Origin of the sequence: Paenibacillus stellifer (assembly GCF_000758685.1) — a bacterium.
Classification (GTDB): Bacteria; Bacillota; Bacilli; order Paenibacillales; family Paenibacillaceae; genus Paenibacillus_AQ; species Paenibacillus_AQ stellifer.
In genome coordinates, this window is record NZ_CP009286.1 from 3,325,364 (window position 1) to 3,341,769 (window position 16,406).

General features: G+C 52.7%; 14 protein-coding genes and 1 pseudogene. 3 read left to right on the top strand and 12 right to left on the bottom strand.

Annotated elements, in window-relative coordinates; genetic code table 11:
• Positions 1–10: 10 nt before the first annotated feature.
• Together miaB and PSTEL_RS15330 are read right to left on the bottom strand one after the other, a co-directional pair.
• Entirely contained in the window at positions 11–1,594 is a 1,584-nt protein-coding gene (gene miaB, locus PSTEL_RS15325) for a tRNA (N6-isopentenyl adenosine(37)-C2)-methylthiotransferase MiaB (RefSeq protein ID WP_038696587.1), read from the bottom strand.
• 304 nt (positions 1,595–1,898) lie between these two features.
• Positions 1,899–2,255 (bottom strand): annotated as a pseudogene (locus tag PSTEL_RS15330) (class II aldolase/adducin family protein); the annotation flags it as partial.
• Between the two features lie 6 nt (positions 2,256–2,261).
• Between PSTEL_RS15330 and PSTEL_RS27055 the strand changes: the two are divergent.
• Positions 2,262–2,435, top strand: a complete 174-nt coding sequence (locus PSTEL_RS27055; protein WP_084065440.1) for a DeoR/GlpR family DNA-binding transcription regulator — start codon at positions 2,262–2,264, stop codon at positions 2,433–2,435.
• Between the two features lie 87 nt (positions 2,436–2,522).
• Here the strand turns inward: PSTEL_RS27055 and ybaK are convergent, their stop codons facing one another.
• On the bottom strand, positions 2,523–3,023 hold the full coding sequence (gene ybaK, locus PSTEL_RS15335; protein ID WP_038696588.1) for a Cys-tRNA(Pro) deacylase: 501 nt from the start codon (positions 3,021–3,023) through the stop codon (positions 2,523–2,525).
• A 235-nt stretch (positions 3,024–3,258) separates the two neighbouring features.
• Between ybaK and PSTEL_RS15340 the strand changes: the two genes are divergently transcribed.
• On the top strand, positions 3,259–4,554 hold the full coding sequence (locus PSTEL_RS15340; RefSeq protein WP_038696589.1) for an IS110 family RNA-guided transposase: 1,296 nt from the start codon (positions 3,259–3,261) through the stop codon (positions 4,552–4,554).
• A 399-nt stretch (positions 4,555–4,953) separates the two neighbouring features.
• Positions 4,954–5,934: a zinc dependent phospholipase C family protein gene (locus PSTEL_RS15345; RefSeq protein ID WP_038696591.1), complete on the top strand. Its 981-nt coding sequence runs from the start codon at positions 4,954–4,956 to the stop codon at positions 5,932–5,934.
• Positions 5,935–6,089: 155 nt separating this feature from the next.
• Here PSTEL_RS15345 and PSTEL_RS15350 read toward each other — a convergent pair whose 3' ends face one another.
• From PSTEL_RS15350 to PSTEL_RS15390, 9 genes are all read right to left on the bottom strand, one after another.
• On the bottom strand, positions 6,090–7,418 hold the full coding sequence (locus tag PSTEL_RS15350) for an MFS transporter (RefSeq protein ID WP_052098540.1): 1,329 nt from the start codon (positions 7,416–7,418) through the stop codon (positions 6,090–6,092).
• Positions 7,419–7,734: 316 nt separating this feature from the next.
• Complete coding sequence (gene pduL / locus PSTEL_RS15355; RefSeq protein WP_038696593.1) at positions 7,735–8,307, bottom strand: phosphate propanoyltransferase; 573 nt, start codon at positions 8,305–8,307, stop codon at positions 7,735–7,737.
• 162 nt (positions 8,308–8,469) lie between these two features.
• Positions 8,470–9,456 carry a dipeptidase gene (locus PSTEL_RS15360; RefSeq protein ID WP_038696595.1) on the bottom strand — a complete coding sequence of 329 codons (987 nt, stop codon included), beginning with the start codon at positions 9,454–9,456 and terminating at the stop codon, positions 8,470–8,472.
• 81 nt (positions 9,457–9,537) lie between these two features.
• Positions 9,538–9,798 (bottom strand): stage V sporulation protein S, encoded by a 261-nt coding sequence (locus tag PSTEL_RS15365; RefSeq protein ID WP_025335291.1) that lies wholly within the window; start codon positions 9,796–9,798, stop codon positions 9,538–9,540.
• Between the two features lie 207 nt (positions 9,799–10,005).
• Positions 10,006–10,800, bottom strand: coding sequence for a TIGR00282 family metallophosphoesterase (locus tag PSTEL_RS15370; RefSeq protein ID WP_084065120.1), 795 nt, complete (start codon positions 10,798–10,800; stop codon positions 10,006–10,008).
• A gap of 106 nt (positions 10,801–10,906) precedes the next feature.
• Positions 10,907–12,448 (bottom strand): ribonuclease Y, encoded by a 1,542-nt coding sequence (rny, locus tag PSTEL_RS15375; protein ID WP_038696600.1) that lies wholly within the window; start codon positions 12,446–12,448, stop codon positions 10,907–10,909.
• Positions 12,449–12,758: 310 nt separating this feature from the next.
• Positions 12,759–13,493 (bottom strand): regulatory protein RecX, encoded by a 735-nt coding sequence (locus PSTEL_RS15380; protein WP_038696602.1) that lies wholly within the window; start codon positions 13,491–13,493, stop codon positions 12,759–12,761.
• Positions 13,494–13,582: 89 nt separating this feature from the next.
• The gene (gene recA / locus PSTEL_RS15385) at positions 13,583–14,644 is read right to left on the bottom strand and encodes a recombinase RecA (protein ID WP_038696604.1); all 1,062 of its coding nucleotides are present in this window, start codon (positions 14,642–14,644) and stop codon (positions 13,583–13,585) included.
• Between the two features lie 480 nt (positions 14,645–15,124).
• The gene (locus PSTEL_RS15390) at positions 15,125–16,381 is read right to left on the bottom strand and encodes a competence/damage-inducible protein A (protein ID WP_038696606.1); all 1,257 of its coding nucleotides are present in this window, start codon (positions 16,379–16,381) and stop codon (positions 15,125–15,127) included.
• Between the last annotated feature and the right edge of the window lie 25 nt (positions 16,382–16,406).

The window sequence follows — 16,406 nt, forward strand, 5'->3', positions numbered from 1 at the left end:
TGTTGTGATCTCACAGGGCTGCGGCCGTTTCGGCCACGTATTCGCCTTTGATGTACCAGGTTTTGGTATCGGTAATCTTGACTTGGACGAAGGTGCCGATCAGCTCCTTTTGCCCTTCAAAATGCACCAGCTTATTGCTGCGCGTGCGGCCGGACAGAACATTCGCGTTGTTCTTGCTCTCGCCCTCGACCAGAATCTCTACTGTCCGGCCCATCATCCGGTCGTTGCCGGCGCGGCTCTGCTCGCTCAGCAGCTCGTTCAGGCGGCGGAGACGCTCGCTCTTGACCTCGGCGGGTACGTTATCCTCCATCGAGGCGGCCGGGGTGCCCTCGCGCGGCGAATAAATAAACGTGTATGCCATATCGAAACCGACTTCCCGAACAAGCGACATGGTCTCTTCGAACTGCTCCTCCGTCTCTCCAGGAAAGCCGACAATAATATCGGTTGACAGAACAACATCCTTAACAGCACCCTTCAGCTTGCGGACAAGCTCCAGGTAAGTTTCACGGCTGTATTTGCGGCTCATGCGCTTCAGAATGGCGTTGCTGCCGGATTGAACGGGGAGATGGATGCTCTCCATCAGGTTGCCGCCCTTGCCGAGCACTTGCACCAGCTTGTCGTCGAAGTCGCGCGGATGGGAGGTCATGAACCGGATCCGCGGGATATCGATCTTCCGGAGGTCATCCATCAAATCGCCGAAGGTATAATCCAGATCCGTGAAATCTTTGCCGTACGCATTGACATTTTGTCCGAGCAGAGTCACTTCCTTGAAGCCCTGGCGGGCCAGCTCGCGAAGCTCGGCGATGACGTCCTCGGGTCTGCGGCTGCGCTCTTTCCCCCGAGTAAAAGGAACGATACAGTAGGTGCAGAACTTGTCGCACCCGTACATAATATTGACCCAAGCGCGCATGCCTTCCCGTTTCTTGGGCAGGTTCTCGATAATGTCGCCTTCCTTGGACCAGACTTCCACGACGAGCTCCTTGCTGAACACCGCTTCCTTGATCAGTGCGGGAAGCCGATGAAGATTATGGGTGCCGAATATTATATCGACAAAACCATGCTTGGCCATAATGCGGTTGACGACGCCCTCTTCCTGGGACATGCAGCCGCAGACGCCAAGCAGCAGGCCCGGCTTCTCCGTCTTGAGGTGCTTGAGATGACCAAGCTCGCCGAACACCTTATCCTCCGCGTTCTCCCGGATGGCACAAGTGTTGAGCAGAATGATGTCGGCCTGGTTCCGGTCCTCCGTGCTCCGGTAGCCCATCTGCTCCAGAAGTCCCTTCATCGTCTCGGTGTCATGCTCATTCATCTGGCAGCCGTAGGTGGTGATGGAATAGAGCTTGCCTTCTCCAAAGGTTCTCATATCCTCGGGAATAGCAAAATCATAATGAACCTCGATCTCTTCCTTCCCGCGGCGTTTGCCTTCTCTATAGTCGGGCTGGCTGTTCACCTGAATCGTTCTGCCCTTGATGCGGAAGGTGGTCTTGCCTTCTGCTTCGGCGATCACCTTGGCTCCGCTGAAATCGAAATATTTGGAATAATCCTTGGCGCCCTTGCCGGATTTTAAGTCCGGTGAGCGGTTCTCCTTGGTCATGAAGTACACATCCTTATCTGAGTCATTCATAGCATCTAGTGGTATCGAATTGCATATCCAAACGCCTGGCGGCGTCCATTAAGCAAAGGCTACTGCAGCAAATACAGGCAGCAGACAGCACATATACCCATGAATCGTTTAGTTTTAAATATATCATATTTATGGCTTAAAATCTTTACTATCCATAACGTCCCCATCCATTACACTGATTTAAGCCGATCAATCAAAAAGCCGGGCACCGCATATACAGCATGCAGTACCCGGCTTGAAACCGGTAATATATATTAGTCACATAAATGAATGCTTATAGCTCGAGAATACCGGCCTTAGGCGTTACGCCAAAAGCTTTAGCCAGCGCCTCCAGCTCCGAATCGGTGATGACCTGCTTGATCTCGCGTCCACCAGTCAAATTGTAGACAGCCACCGCTTTTTCAACCGTCTCGATGAGGCCGAATGTGGAATCCATAGCGGATCCGGTTCCGAGTATGCCGTGATGCGGCCAAATGACAACAAGCGAGTCCTTCATCTTCTTGGCCGTTTCCCGTCCGATCTCGTTGCTGCCCGGCACGATCCATGGCAGGATGCTTACGCCGTCCGGGAAGACAACGAGGCATTCCGTACACATTTGCCAGAGGGTCTTCGTGAACTTGAGTTCATCCAGAAGTATATGCTGGGCCAATGTGATAAGGTCATTCTCTTGGCGGATCATACGAAATTTGACAAGACCGCCTTCTCCGGTCTGGCGGAGCTTGAACGAATCGATTATCTCATCACAGACCGCAAACCCAACGAGAAATGGTCGCGGCGGCTGTCGGAAGTAGGTATCGAGCTGATCTACTGATCTCTTTTAAAAAAGACGAAGCGGCCGCCGGCTCTGCCGGTGACCGCTTGCTTTTGTTACCCATATATTGAAATCTCGATCTTGGATCTAAAGCGTGCCGGAATCGTCATGTTCCTTCACTACCCCGGCGAACACCGCAGACACCGCTTCAGCGAGCAGCTTCGGCGGCAGCTCTATCTGCATCCCGATCTTGCCGGCACTGACTGCCATAAGCTGCAGATTCTCCGCACTGTCGTCGATGAAGGTGGGGTATAGCTTCTTCATACCGACAGGCGAGCAGCCGCCTCTGATGTAGCCCGTCCATTTCTGCAGCTCCTTTACGGGCAGCATCTCGATCTTCTTCTCGCCCGCAGCTTTGGCCGCTTTCTTGAGATCCAGCTCTTCTGCGGCGGGAATGACAAAGACGTACAGATTGCTGCCGCTGTGTGCGACCAGCGTCTTGTATACCTGCTCCACCGATTTGCCTATCTTCTCCGCGACTGCCGTGGCATGGATCTGACCGTCTTCGCTGTCATAAGCCAATATTCCGTAGGATATCCCTTTCGCATCCAGAAGACGCATTGCGTTCGTCTTGACTGCTGCTTTCATGCTTTCATTACCCCCGTTCCCCTATTCCTGATACTAATTTAACACAATACGGCGGCCCGAAGGCAAACGTATTAATTTATCCCTAATGATTCACAGGTATAATGGAAGAGGAATAACAGGATAAAGGAGCCATTCCTGTAATGAATTAATCTGAGGTTTGAATGAAAAAAGCGCCTTCTGTATACTGGGAAACGTTCCGACCAAAGAACAATTTCAGCATAGGAGGCACTCTATCATGAAGTATAAACAATCGAAGAAACAGAATCAACGAATCACCCGAATTTCCGAAAATACCCTCGTGGTCGGCGCAGATATCGCCAAAGATACCCATGTGGCTCGCGCCATAGACTTTCGAGGGATCGAACTGGGTAAGGATTGTGTGTTCTCTAATACCCGTGCCGGACTCGAGCAACTGGTTCAGTGGATGAAGGAGCTTCAGCAGGAGCATGCCAAGAGTGACGTCCTCTTCGGTATTGAGCCCACCGGACACTACTGGTTTACGCTGGCGGAATATTTAGGGCGGCAGGGCATTCCTTTGGTCATTGTGAATCCGCATCACGTACACAAAAGCAAAGAACTGGAAGACAATTCACCCACGAAAAGTGACTATAAAGATGCCAAGGTCATTGCCGATTTGGTGCGAAACGGGAAGTACAGCGAGCCCAAACTGCCAACGAGCGTTTACGCCGACCTGCGGATTCTCATGAATCTTCGGGAGAAGATCATGGTGAACTTCGGACAGGTGCAAAGACGGGTGCAGAACTGGCTGGACCGCTTTTTTCCGGAGTACACGCAGGTGTTCAAAGACTGGGAAGGCAAGGCATCACGCATTACGCTTAGCGAGTTTCCAACGCCAGGAGAAATCGTAGAGATGGGCACAGAGGCCATTGTCCAGCGGTGGAAAAAAGACGTAAAACGAGCCGTAGGGGCGAAACGAGCGCTGCACCTCATGGAAACGGCGAGGCGTTCCATCGGGCTTACGGAAGGACTTCCCGGAGCGAAAGTGGAGATCAAGACGCTTCTGGAGCAGTATGAGATGTTCGCCAGACAACTCGAAGAGATTCTGGCCGAGGTGGAACGTCTCCTTGCTCAAATTCCGGGAACGAAAGAGATGCTTACCGTTCCGGGCGTAGCCGTAGTTACGTTGGCAGGGTTTCTCGCCGAAGTCGGGGATCTGAGCGGTTACGAGCATGGACAGCAGATTATTCGGCTCGCCGGACTAAACCTCAAGGAGAACAGTTCGGGAAAGAAAAAGGGCAAATCCAGTATTACTAAACGTGGACGCGCACGCCTAAGGGCGCTGCTGTTCCGGGCGGTGATGCCCATGGTGGCAAAGAACGCCGAGTTTAAGGCACTGCACCAGTATTTCACCAAGCGAAGTCAAAATCCGCTCAAGAAAAAGCAATCCCTTGTAGCCTTGTGTGGGAAGCTCATTCGCGTGCTTCATACGCTCGGAACCAAGCAGGTTCCGTACAACGCAAACGACGTGTTAGGGCCGGTGCGTCAGGCTCAGTTACAGATGGCAGCTTAAGCCAAACCGAATTCATGTTTACCGCCGGACCGGAATGAGCCAAGACAACGGAAGCACGGAGCAGCCGTAGGAATTATTCCATAAGGGCAACGACCCTGTAAAGGAGCAAGAAACGGCGTCCACCTTTTGAGAGGCAGAACGAAGGAATGTAAGGGCTAAGACCCAGCGTGACATGGGAGGGTAAGCCGTCAAAAGAAGGTGTGGATATCCAAGGTGCGATCAGAGGAATTATCTAAGGGTTGGAAATAATCCCCCGACCTCTATTCCCGCCACCGGCTCCTCCAGAAAATAATGTCATCCTTACATGACTTCTCCATCTCTCGATCTGTCAATGAGTGAAAATCCGAGAAAGAGTGAGTAAACAAGAGATTTTATTAATTTATAGTGGGAGGAATCAAGGTGCCTAATTTGTGGATGCATATCGAGTACGGACGACAGCTTGAACGCGATCTGCAAGGCAGCCGGCTGTTCCCGGCCGCTTCGCAGCGGTGGCGGCAGCTGTACCAGTTGGGATGTCAAGGACCTGATCTGTTGTATTACTACGGTTTTCTCCCTTGGAAAAAAGACATCCAGGCCGGTCTCATCGGCGACCTCATTCATGGCACCAACTGCGGGCCGGTCCTGATGGAGTTCTGGGACCGGGTGCTTGAACTTCCGGATGCGCAGCGGGAGCAGGCTACGGCCTACTTCGCCGGATTCGTGACGCATCATCTGCTGGACCGAAACCTCCATCCCTACATCAATTGGAAGGCGGGATACAAGTACAGGGACCATCAGCGGTTCGAAATACTGCTGGACACCGTCTTCCTCGCCTGGCTTAACGGAGAGCGTACATGGGAGCAGCCGGGCTGGAAGCAAATCGACGCAGGTCCGAAGCTGCCTTCCTCCATTATCTCTATCCTTCATGACACGACAGTCTCGCATTTCGTGGAAGCCGAAGGCTTCCCGCAGTCCGGCTGGCAGGAAGCGTACCGGGATGTGGTGCTGGCGCAGCGTCTGCTGTTCGACCCGCACGGCTGGAAGAAAAAAATCGTGCGCGGCCCGAATGCCGGACTGTTCTACCGCAAGCCGAGTCCGGCCGAGACGAAGCTGGATGTATTGAATGAACGCAAAGCTCCCTGGCGGCATTCGGCCCTGTATTCAGAGGTCCGGACGGAGAGCGTGCCGGAGCTGTGGGAGCTGGCGCTGGCAGAGGGCCGTGCCGTTCTCGGAGCGCTCGCCGGATGGCTGTCCGCCCACAATCCCGCTGAAGCGAATAACCGGCGCGAGCATTTCCGGGGTCTCTTGGGCAACCGCTCCTATGATACCGGCAAGGACTGCGCCTCCAATCTGATCAATCAGTATGCAGAGCCGATTTGGGACACTGCGGCAAGCAGCTGAAGGCTCTGGCTCTGTTCAAGCGTCCAACGGTTTTCTGCCAATCTAGTGCTGGCCTCCTCAACAAAAGAAACCGCGAAGAAAAGCCCCTCGGCAGTTCTTCGCGGTTTTTAGCTTGCCTGCCCGTTCACTGCTATCCCTTCCGGCCGGTAAGCTCTTTATGAGACAAATCCTTCCGCCCCGTCCGTATCGCTCTTTAGCCCGTACGAACCAGGCTCAGTTTTCACTAGGCTGTCCTTCTTTCCCTGCTCCACATTCACTTTCAAGAGGATCGCAATGCCAAGTCCGAAGAACAAGATCAGCGACAAAATCCCCAGACGCTGGCTTCCGGTCAGTTGTCCGACAAGTCCGAACACGAACGGCCCAAAGATCGAGGAGAATTTGCTCGTGATATTCACGAAGCCGAACAGCTCTCCGGTACGGTGTGCCGGCATAAGATCACTGAGCATGGCGCGTGAAATCGACTGGCTTCCCCCTTGGACAAGCCCTACCAGAATAGCGAGCGCATAGAAGTGAACAGCTTTGGTCATGCCGAAACCCAGCGCAACGATCAGCACGTAGACCAGCAGCGAGATGATCAGCGTCCGCTTCGCTCCAAGGCGGCCCGCTGCCTTTCCGAGCAGCAGCGTGCTGGGGAAGCCGACGAACTGTGTAATCAGCAGCGCAAGTATCAAATCGCTCGTTCCGATGCCGATAGTCGCGCCATAGATAGTCGCCATCAGGATGATCGTGTTGATGCCGTCATTGTAGAACCAGAACGCAGCAATCAGCTTGAACAGCTGCGGATAACGCCGGATATCCCGGTACGTTCCCGCGATCCGTTGTACCCCCGCCCGCATATAGCCCGCCGCGTTCAGGTTCTCCTTGCTCTGTCTGGGCAGATTAGGCACTCTTCGCATGATCGGCAGTGCGAACACGAGCCACCACAGCCCTACGGATATGAACGCGAGGCGCGTTCCGGCCAGCGAATCGCTGAGGCCCAGCACCGAAGGCATCTGGATCATGACCAGATTCACAGCCAGCAGCAGCCCGCCGCCCACATACCCGGCAGCATATCCTTTGGCCGAAATCTCATCGCGTTTCTCCGAAGGCACCAGGTCGGGCAGCATTGAATCATAGAAGGAGTTGCTCCCTGCGAACCCGATCGTCGACAGAACCAGAAGTGTGGAGGCTATCAGCCAGTCTCCCCGTTCCACGAGAGCGAAGCCGGCTGTTGCGGCCATACCGAGCAGTGAGAAGCAGGTCAACAGGCTCGTTTTTTTACCCGATAAATCCGAAACCGCACCCAGCAGCGGCGACAGCAAGGCAACAAGCGCCATACCGATCGCATGCGTATAGGCCAGGTAAGAGGCGGCGGTATTCTTGGGCAGTCCGTCGGCGGCAACGGAGCTGTAGAAAATGGGCAGCACCGCAGCCAGCACCGTAGTCGCATAGGCGGAATTGGCCCAATCGTACATGATCCAGGCCCTGACGGCTTTTTTATTCACGCTTTCACCTTTCTTTCACCTTCTTCTCAAGGACGAACCCTCGGGAAACCGGCAGTTTGCCTCTATTATACCGAAGAAAGTTCATGAGCATAGACAGAAATGATTTGCGCAATGTTAAATGTCACTGTAATCATGTCCGAACTATTTAGAGGCTTTAAGAGGATTGTGAATGTCACCGTGCAGGGCGTACGATTAGTTGCCGCTGGGACTGATGCCCCAGACAACCAAAAAAGCGGGGGATTTCTCCCCCGCCTGGCCTGCTAACTTGTACATGTGAAATATGGATGGTATTAAGGATACCGTACAGGTAACCTGATTAATCGACGATCTCGGCGGTGTCGCCGTTGCTTGCGCCTGCAGCGTTCGCTTCGTCGGTGTCGATGTGCATATCAAGCGAAAAGCTCTCGGACACGCGCGCAATGACATTTTCCAGCACAAGGCCGCGTTCGCCGCCAAGACGAACCTTCAGCAGCTGCTTGTCGGCAATGCCCCATTTTTCAGCATCGGATGTATGAAAATGAATGTGACGGGCCGCCACGATAACGCCTTTCTCCAGTTCAACTTCGCCTGCCGGTCCCTTCAGCGTAATGCCAGGGGTTCCATCGATCTTGCCGGATTCGCGGACAGGTGCTTTCACGCCGATCGCAAATGCGTCGGTACGGGAAATTTCAACCTGGGATGCGGGACGAACCGGTCCCAGAATTCTTACTTTGTCGAATTTGCCTTTGCTGCCGATAACCGCTACGGTTTCATTGGCTGCAAATTGTCCAGGCTGGGAGAGCGGTTTGAATTCGGTCAGCTGATAGCCAGGTCCGAACAACGCCTCCACATGTTCTTGCGTTAGGTGAATATGTCTGGCCGACACACCTACGGGTACTGTCTTACTCATCGTAAGTCACTCCTTGTATTTTCTCTATAATTTGTACAAGCCACTGACCATTATACTCCTATTTCATCCAAAATAAAAAGGAACCTATACATGATAGGCCTCCTTATAACCAAGAGTTCGCATTTTCGTCAATGGATGATTTTGTCTATACTGGAGTCTCTCCTATGGAGCCGCAGGTAAATTTTTATGTAAAAAAGTGAACGCGTTGCCGTGCATCCAACCTCTGACCCGATCCTCGGGGTAACGGGCCAGCAGCTGCTCGACCAGCGCCGGATAACAGCCGGGATGCTCCAATCCCTCCACCCAGGCATCGATACCGTCAAAGTCCGATCCGAACATAAGCTGCTTCTCTCCTCCAAGGCTGCATACATGTTCGACATGCTTCAGCAGATCCGGAATCGCCGCTGTACCGTGTTCACTGACGAACGGCGGGAAGAACGTCAGACCCATCCTGCCGTCCATTGATATGATGGCCCGAATCTGCTCATCGGTCAAATTGCGGACATGCCCACAGACTGCCTTCGCATTGGAATGGGAAGCTATGAACGGGCGGGCGGCCAGCTCCGCAAGCTCCCAGAATCCTGCCTCCGACAGATGGGAGACATCGAGCAGCATGCCTTTCTGATTGCACCACTCCACAAGCTTACGCCCTTTGTTCGTCAAACCGCCGTTCCGCTGCTCCAGCACGCCGTCCGCCGCCCAATTCGCATAATTCCAGGTAAGCCCAAGCAGCCGGACTCCGAGGTCGAAGGCCGCTTCCGCATAGAACAGATTGCCTTCCAGCCCCTCCGCGCCCTCTATCGACAAAAGCCCCCAGAGCGTGCTGTTCCCTGGCGTGGGCGTATGCCCGATCTTCTCCACTTCTTCCTTCCAGCGAAGATGCTTCACGCCTCCCTGCTCCAGCACCTGCCGGCGAAACCGCTCGATCTGTCCCAGAATAAGCTCAAATTTCGGAATACCCCACTTTTGCGATAAATAGATGGCAAAGCACTGAAGAACGACACCTCCAGATTTTAATCTCTCCCCCGAGGCGTCCAGCGGGCCGCCTTTCAAGAAATCGGTCTCCGGATGCTCCAGCAGGCGGCTGAGCACATCGCAGTGAAAATCCGCCACTTCGACTTTTGGCTGACTTGATCCCGGATTGTTCATGAGAGTTGTCCTCCTTTTTATTCCATAGCAAAAAGCCTGTCTACTTTACGTAAACAGGCTCACTGCTTGAATTCTCTATTTCTATCTCGGCTCAACGATTAATTTAATGGCTGTTCGGTCTTCTCCATCAATGACAATGTCGGTAAACGCAGGGATGCAGATCAGGTCAACGCCGCTTGGTGCAACAAACCCCCGGGCTATCGCAACTGCTTTGATAGCTTGATTCAGAGCCCCAGCCCCGATGGCCTGTAGTTCGGCCGCCCCACGCTCGCGAAGAACACCTGCTAATGCACCGGCAACGGAATTCGGATTGGATTTGGCTGATACTTTTAATACATCCATAGTAAGTACCTCCCCTGGGAAAAAGAATAGGTGTTCTTCCACTACTTTAGATGTTATTCGCGCGGCAATGAAAAATTCCTTCTTTTTTGAATCCCTTCACAGAAATTGGTACAAAAGATGCGAGTTATCGATATAACAAAGATCACAATTCTCCACGACCGAACAAAATCGTCCTATAGACCCAACCGTCGCCGCTTCGCCTCAGCTCTAATTCATTACCCACTCATCTTCACGCATACGGATCTTCTCAAGCTTCTTCGCTTTGCCGGTGTCTTCATCCAGCTCGGTGAACAGTCCATGGAGCATCCACTTTCCTTCATCGACGACAAAACGGGACGGAAGCTGGGTTGTAAATTTGTAGAGTACCGCATCTTTTTCCATACCCAAAATTCCTTCTCTTGAACCAACCATACCCGCATCCGTCAAATAAGCCGTTCCCCCGGGCAAAATCACATCATCGTTACTCTGCACATGGGTATGAGTTCCTACGACAATAGATGCGCGTCCATCCATGAACCAGCCCATCGCAATCTTCTCAGAAGTAGCTTCGGCATGGAAATCGACCAGAATGCATTTATGATTACGTCTAAGCTCATCCACAATTTCCTCACCAGTGCGGAACGGACAGTCGATGGCTGGCAAAAAGGTTCGGCCCTGCAGATTGACGATCGCGAGCTGCTTGCCGTTCCCCTTCACAACCGTATATCCCTGTCCCGGCGTCCCGGGCGGGAAGTTGGCCGGTCTTACCATGCGGGGCTCATCGTCGATAAAATCGAAAATGCCCTTGTTGTCCCAGGTATGATTGCCCATGGTAATCCCGTGAACACCCCAGTTGAAAAATTCATTGGCGATTGCAGAAGTGATGCCGCGGCCGGCGGCCGCATTTTCACCGTTAACAATAATGATATGCGGCTGGTATTTGTCCTTAAGAAGCGGCAGCGTCTCTTTCAGTGCCTTGCGTCCAGTGTTCCCGACTATATCTCCGATAAACAGAACTTTGATCGTAATCTCCTCCTAATTGTATGCAGCGAACCGGCTTGTACAGCCGGCAATGGATCTAAAGTTAAAGAAAAGTGACACCGCAGAGGCGCCACTTTTCTGATTATACCTATTTAGCGTACTCAACTGCCCGTGTCTCTCGAATAACGGTAACTTTGATATGACCCGGGTAATCCAGTTCATTTTCAATCGTCTTCGTAATATCACGCGCCAGACGGAAAGCTTCGGCATCGTCGATCTTATCCGGCTGTACCATGACGCGCACCTCGCGTCCAGCTTGGATCGCATAAGACTTCTCGACGCCTTCGAAAGATTCGGAAATCTCCTCCAGCTTCTCCAAACGCTTGATGTAGGTCTCCAGCGTCTCCCGGCGTGCGCCCGGTCTTGCCGCAGACAAGGCATCTGCTGCTCCGACCAGCATGGCGATGACCGAAGTCGCTTCGGCATCCCCGTGGTGGGATGCGATACTGTTGATGACAACAGGATGTTCCTTGTATTTCTTCGCAAGCTCCACGCCGATTTCGACGTGAGAACCTTCTACTTCATGATCCAGCGCTTTGCCGATATCATGCAGTAATCCCGCCCGTTTGGCTAGCACGATGTCTTCCCCAAGCTCACCGGCCATCAGTCCGGTCAAATAAGCAACCTCCATAGAGTGCTTCAGTACGTTCTGACCGTAGCTCGTGCGGAACTTCAATCGACCGAGAATCTTGATCAAATCCGGGTGCAGGCCGTGAACGCCAACCTCAAAGGTTGCCTGTTCGCCGTATTCCCGAATGCGCTCGTCGACTTCCTTGCGGGATTTCTCGACCATTTCCTCAATGCGAGCTGGATGAATGCGCCCGTCCGCCACCAGTTTCTCAAGCGCGGTACGCGCCACTTCACGGCGGATCGGATCGAATCCCGACAGAATAACCGCTTCCGGCGTATCATCGATAATGAGGTCGATGCCGGTAAGAGTCTCAAGTGCACGAATATTCCGGCCTTCGCGTCCGATAATCCGGCCCTTCATTTCCTCATTCGGAAGTGTAACGACGGATACCGTTGTTTCCGCCACATGATCGGCAGCGCAGCGCTGGATAGCCAGCGTAATGATTTCACGGGACTTCTTATCCGCTTCCTCCTTGGCCTGCTGCTCGATATCCTTGATCATCTGAGCGGTTTCATGACGGACTTCCTGTTCTACATTGGATAGGATAATGCTTCTAGCGTCTTCCATGCTCAGGTTCGAGATGCGTTCCAGCTCGGTAACCTGATTTTTGTAAATGACCTCGATTTGCTGCTGGGTTTCATCAATTCGTTTCTCTTTGTTAGCCACTTGTTCTTCTTTTCGTTCAAGCGATTCCATTTTTTTATCCAGCGATTCTTCCTTTTGCAGCAACCGTCTTTCCTGACGTTGGATTTCATTCCGACGTTCACGAGTTTCCTTCTCAGCCTCGGTTCGGATTCTGTGGACTTCGTCCTTAGCCTCCAACACCGTTTCCTTCTTCAACGCTTCCGCTTCCTTCTTCGCGTTCTCCACGATTAGGGCGGCGGCTTGCTCCGCGCTGGAAATTTTAGCTTCTGCAAGGGATTTCCGAATAAAATAACCGAACCCAAAGAATAATGTCGCTACAACGAGAACGATAATGATCCAGATCCAGGTAGCCATCTGTTTCACCTCCTCGTTGGTTCCTCCAAGGCATTCCTTGGGATTTGTGCAGTTGTCAAACTATCCGTTCATCACCATACAAAAAACCGGTAAATTCACCGATTGCCGAACTGCACATGCTTCACATGCACACTGCCCGCCGCATCCGGCGATTACATTTCATATGAATTGACACGTGAATCAAACCTGAAAATGATACCCTTTTTTGGGAAGGAAAAAGGATTCAATGTCATGCCGATTCATGTTATATTCTATAGTTTATAAAAAGACATTGTCAAGAGAGTCGATACCAGGCACAAAGTCAAGGAGATCACTCGAATTCATTCAAATCCTCGAATTCTCCTGCATCCGCTTCGTCCTCCTTGAGGGAATTGAGCACAACTCGGACGATTTCGCCGGAGTATCCCCGTCTCATCAAAAAGGCCCCGGTCTTTCGTCTCTTATCCATAAGATCCCCGCGGATCGTATTCCATTTCTTGGCGCCAAGCTGCATGGCGCTCTCTTTCTCCTGCTCTGGACTGATCTCTCCAAGCGCTTCGGCAATCGTCTCTTTCGCGATCCCCTTGCCGCGCAGTTCCTGTCTCACCCACAGCTTGCCCCTGCGGTGGGCGGTCACCCGCTGCTCCGCCCATTGTCTCGCGTACTGATCGTCGTCGATCAGACGTTCCCGGATTAACCGGCCCAGGACTTCCTCAACAACAGTCTCGCCGATTTCTTTCTGGCGTAAACGCCGGGTCATCTCCATCGCTGTCCGGGGCTTGCGCTCCAGATAACGAAGACCTTCCACATAGGCTCTCTGCTTCTCGTCGGCCAGGACGACCTCTTCCAGCTCCGCTTTGGTGAACACACTGCCCGTGATCATCCGGTATTTAATCATGATATCCTCATGAACGCTCAACCGGTAAGGGCCGAAATGCAGCAGATAACGGTAACCGGATCTGGGCTCCCTCTCAACCTTGGTTATCGTCAGCTCCTCGCCATCCGGGAACTCCGCCAGCACGTTCTCTTCCTGACGGTCATCCTCGGCTTCCAGCTGTATCGTCATGGTGCGTATCCTCCACAATATTTTGAGTTTGACATACTAAAAAAGGCGCCTTTGTTAGGACAAGGGCGCCTGTATATCTATCCATCGGATTATTCGATTTCCAGCAGCGCCTGCTCTTCTTCTTTCTCCGCTTGCAGTTCCGATTCTGTCGGAGCGGCTACAAGAGTGCTGAGATTACTCGCTTCACGAATCTTGTTCTCAATTGTAAGGGCCAGGTTCTGATTCTCTTTCAGGAACTGCTTCGCGTTCTCACGGCCTTGGCCTAAACGCTCGCCTTCATAGGAATACCAGGCCCCGCTCTTGTTGACGATATCCATTTCCGTTCCGATATCTACAAGACTGCCTTCTCTCGAAATACCTTCGCCATACATGATATCGATGTCTGCCTGCTTGAACGGCGGAGCAACCTTGTTCTTCACAACCTTGATGCGGGTGCGGTTACCTACGATGTCGTTGCCCATCTTGATGCTCTCTACGCGCCGTACGTCAAGACGAATAGTCGAATAGAACTTCAACGCGCGTCCGCCCGGTGTCGTTTCCGGGTTGCCGAACATAACGCCGATCTTCTCGCGAAGCTGATTGATGAAGATAGCAATCGTCTTCGATTTGTTGATCGACCCGGACAGCTTGCGAAGAGCCTGGGACATCAGACGAGCTTGAAGACCGACATGGGAATCTCCCATTTCGCCTTCAATTTCCGCCTTCGGCACAAGCGCCGCTACAGAGTCGACGACAATGATATCAACCGCGCCGCTGCGCACCAGCGCTTCGGCGATTTCCAGCGCTTGTTCGCCCGTATCCGGCTGGGACAGCAGCAGTTCGTCAATATTGACGCCCAGCTTGCTCGCATAGCTTGGGTCCAACGCATGCTCCGCGTCAATAAACGCAGCTTGTCCGCCGGCCTTCTGTACTTCAGCAATGGCATGCAGGGCAACTGTCGTCTTACCCGACGATTCTGGTCCGTACACTTCAATAATCCGGCCTTTCGGAAGGCCGCCGATTCCAAGCGCAATATCAAGAGCCAGCGATCCGCTCGGCACGATTTCGACCTGCATATGAGTCGACTCACCCAGCTTCATAATGGAACCTTTACCGAATTGTTTCTCAATTTGACGAAGCGCCATCTCCAGCGCTGCACGACGATCTGACAATCAGATCACATCCTTTTCTCTATTTATATAATAAAAAATCTCATTGAACACTTTGCAGGAAGGGCAACAACTGTTCCTATGGATCTATTGTACCTTGTTTTGGGGTGTTTGCCAAGCATTTTTTCGAACATACATTCGTTTTTTTGACCTCGTATCACATAATTCCCTTTTATTGTTAAATCGAGATCGAAGCCTTGACTCCGTTAGAAATAGGAAGCTAATACGGAACGGAACCGCTGCCAAGCGTTGGCTTAAGCCTTGACCATCCACGGATAACGACTTGACACGTCCCATAGACGACTAGCGTTTACCGGCAAATGAAAGGCCAATTCCATACCCGAAGCATATAAAATCACCTATTTGAAAGCAAAAACCGCGGCAAAGAGAGATCAATGCCACGGTTCTTCCGCAATACATTCATTATATATGACCTGGAGGAATCATTTCAAGCCTGCAGCCTGAGCTGCCATACGGATTAACTTACCCGCGTTCCACAAGCCGGCGCCACAGACGGTACAGGATCGCCTTGACAGAGTTGACCCGGATGTTCTGCCGGTCGCCTCTCAGCCTTAGCTCGAACACATCCGTTCTGCCGTTTCGCTCTGCGATTCCGATATAGACAAGGCCAACCGGCTTCCGCTCCGAATGGCCCGGTCCTGCGACACCGGTTACCGACAGGCCGAAATCGCTGTCCACAATTGTACGGACCTGCTCCGCCAGAGCCTGGGCCACCTCACGGCTGACTGCTCCCGGAGCTTCCTCCCCTTCGAGATAATTCTGCGGAACATTCAGCAGCTTCATCTTCATTTCATTGGAATAGCACACAATGCCTCCCTGAAAAACCGATGAGCTGCCGGGAATGCTGGTCAGGCTTTCCATGAGCATGCCCCCAGTACAGCTCTCGGCGCAGCTGACCGTAATTCCGGCATTCGCCATCCATTCCACCAGTACCTGTTCGAGCGGAACGTCGGTATCGGCGTACAGATGCTCCGGAAGTATATTCCGGATCTTCTCTTGCAGCGCATCCAGCTTCGCCATTGCCTCATTCTGAGAAGGCGCCTTGGTCGAAATCCGGACCGTGACCTCGCCTTCCTTGGCGTATGGAGCAAGGGTGGGATCATTCTGACCATGAATCAGGTTGATCAACTTGTCTTCAAGCAGCGATTCCCCGATTCCGGCGAACTTGAGCATTTTGGAATACAGCGGCATTTCTTCGGTCAGAGCATGCTGAAGCAGCCACGGTTTCGCTTTGTTCGCGAACATGGGCTTCATCTCCCGAGGCGGGCCGGGCAGAACGACATAGTATGTATTCTGATCCTTCAGGGCTACCCCTACCGCCAGTCCGGACTCATTGTGCAGCGGAGTCGAATCGTCAATGACCAGTGCCTGCTTGCGATTGTTCTCTGTCATGCTGACCCCGCGCTCACTGAAGAAGCGCTCCACATGGCTCATCGCCACAGGGTCGAGATAGAGTCCCCGGCCCAGGGATGCAGCCAGCGCATCCTTCGTCAGATCGTCCTCCGTCGGCCCGATTCCGCCTGTAAACAGAATAAGATCCGCCCGTGTTTTGGCAATTTCTATGGCCTGCTGCAGCCGGCTGCTGTTATCCCCAACGACAGTTTGGAAATAGACATCAATTCCGAGTGCGGCAAGCTCAACGGAGAGGAACTGGGCGTTGCTGTTCACAATTTGACCCAGCAGCAGCTCGGTGCCGACCGCAATGATTTCTGCTTTCATACCTTTCGCCTCCTATGATCAACCG

What these genes read in the sequence shown, in the direction of transcription:
- miaB (WP_038696587.1), bottom strand. Translation starts at nt 1,594, where the DNA reads ATGACCAAGGAGAACCGCTCACCGGACTTAAAATCCGGCAAGGGCGCC.
- PSTEL_RS27055 (WP_084065440.1), top strand. Translation starts at nt 2,262, where the DNA reads ATGCTGGGCCAATGTGATAAGGTCATTCTCTTGGCGGATCATACGAAA.
- ybaK (WP_038696588.1), bottom strand. Translation starts at nt 3,023, where the DNA reads ATGAAAGCAGCAGTCAAGACGAACGCAATGCGTCTTCTGGATGCGAAA.
- PSTEL_RS15340 (WP_038696589.1), top strand. Translation starts at nt 3,259, where the DNA reads ATGAAGTATAAACAATCGAAGAAACAGAATCAACGAATCACCCGAATT.
- pduL (WP_038696593.1), bottom strand. Translation starts at nt 8,307, where the DNA reads ATGAGTAAGACAGTACCCGTAGGTGTGTCGGCCAGACATATTCACCTA.
- PSTEL_RS15360 (WP_038696595.1), bottom strand. Translation starts at nt 9,456, where the DNA reads ATGAACAATCCGGGATCAAGTCAGCCAAAAGTCGAAGTGGCGGATTTT.
- PSTEL_RS15365 (WP_025335291.1), bottom strand. Translation starts at nt 9,798, where the DNA reads ATGGATGTATTAAAAGTATCAGCCAAATCCAATCCGAATTCCGTTGCC.
- rny (WP_038696600.1), bottom strand. Translation starts at nt 12,448, where the DNA reads ATGGCTACCTGGATCTGGATCATTATCGTTCTCGTTGTAGCGACATTA.
- PSTEL_RS15380 (WP_038696602.1), bottom strand. Translation starts at nt 13,493, where the DNA reads ATGACGATACAGCTGGAAGCCGAGGATGACCGTCAGGAAGAGAACGTG.
- PSTEL_RS15390 (WP_038696606.1), bottom strand. Translation starts at nt 16,381, where the DNA reads ATGAAAGCAGAAATCATTGCGGTCGGCACCGAGCTGCTGCTGGGTCAA.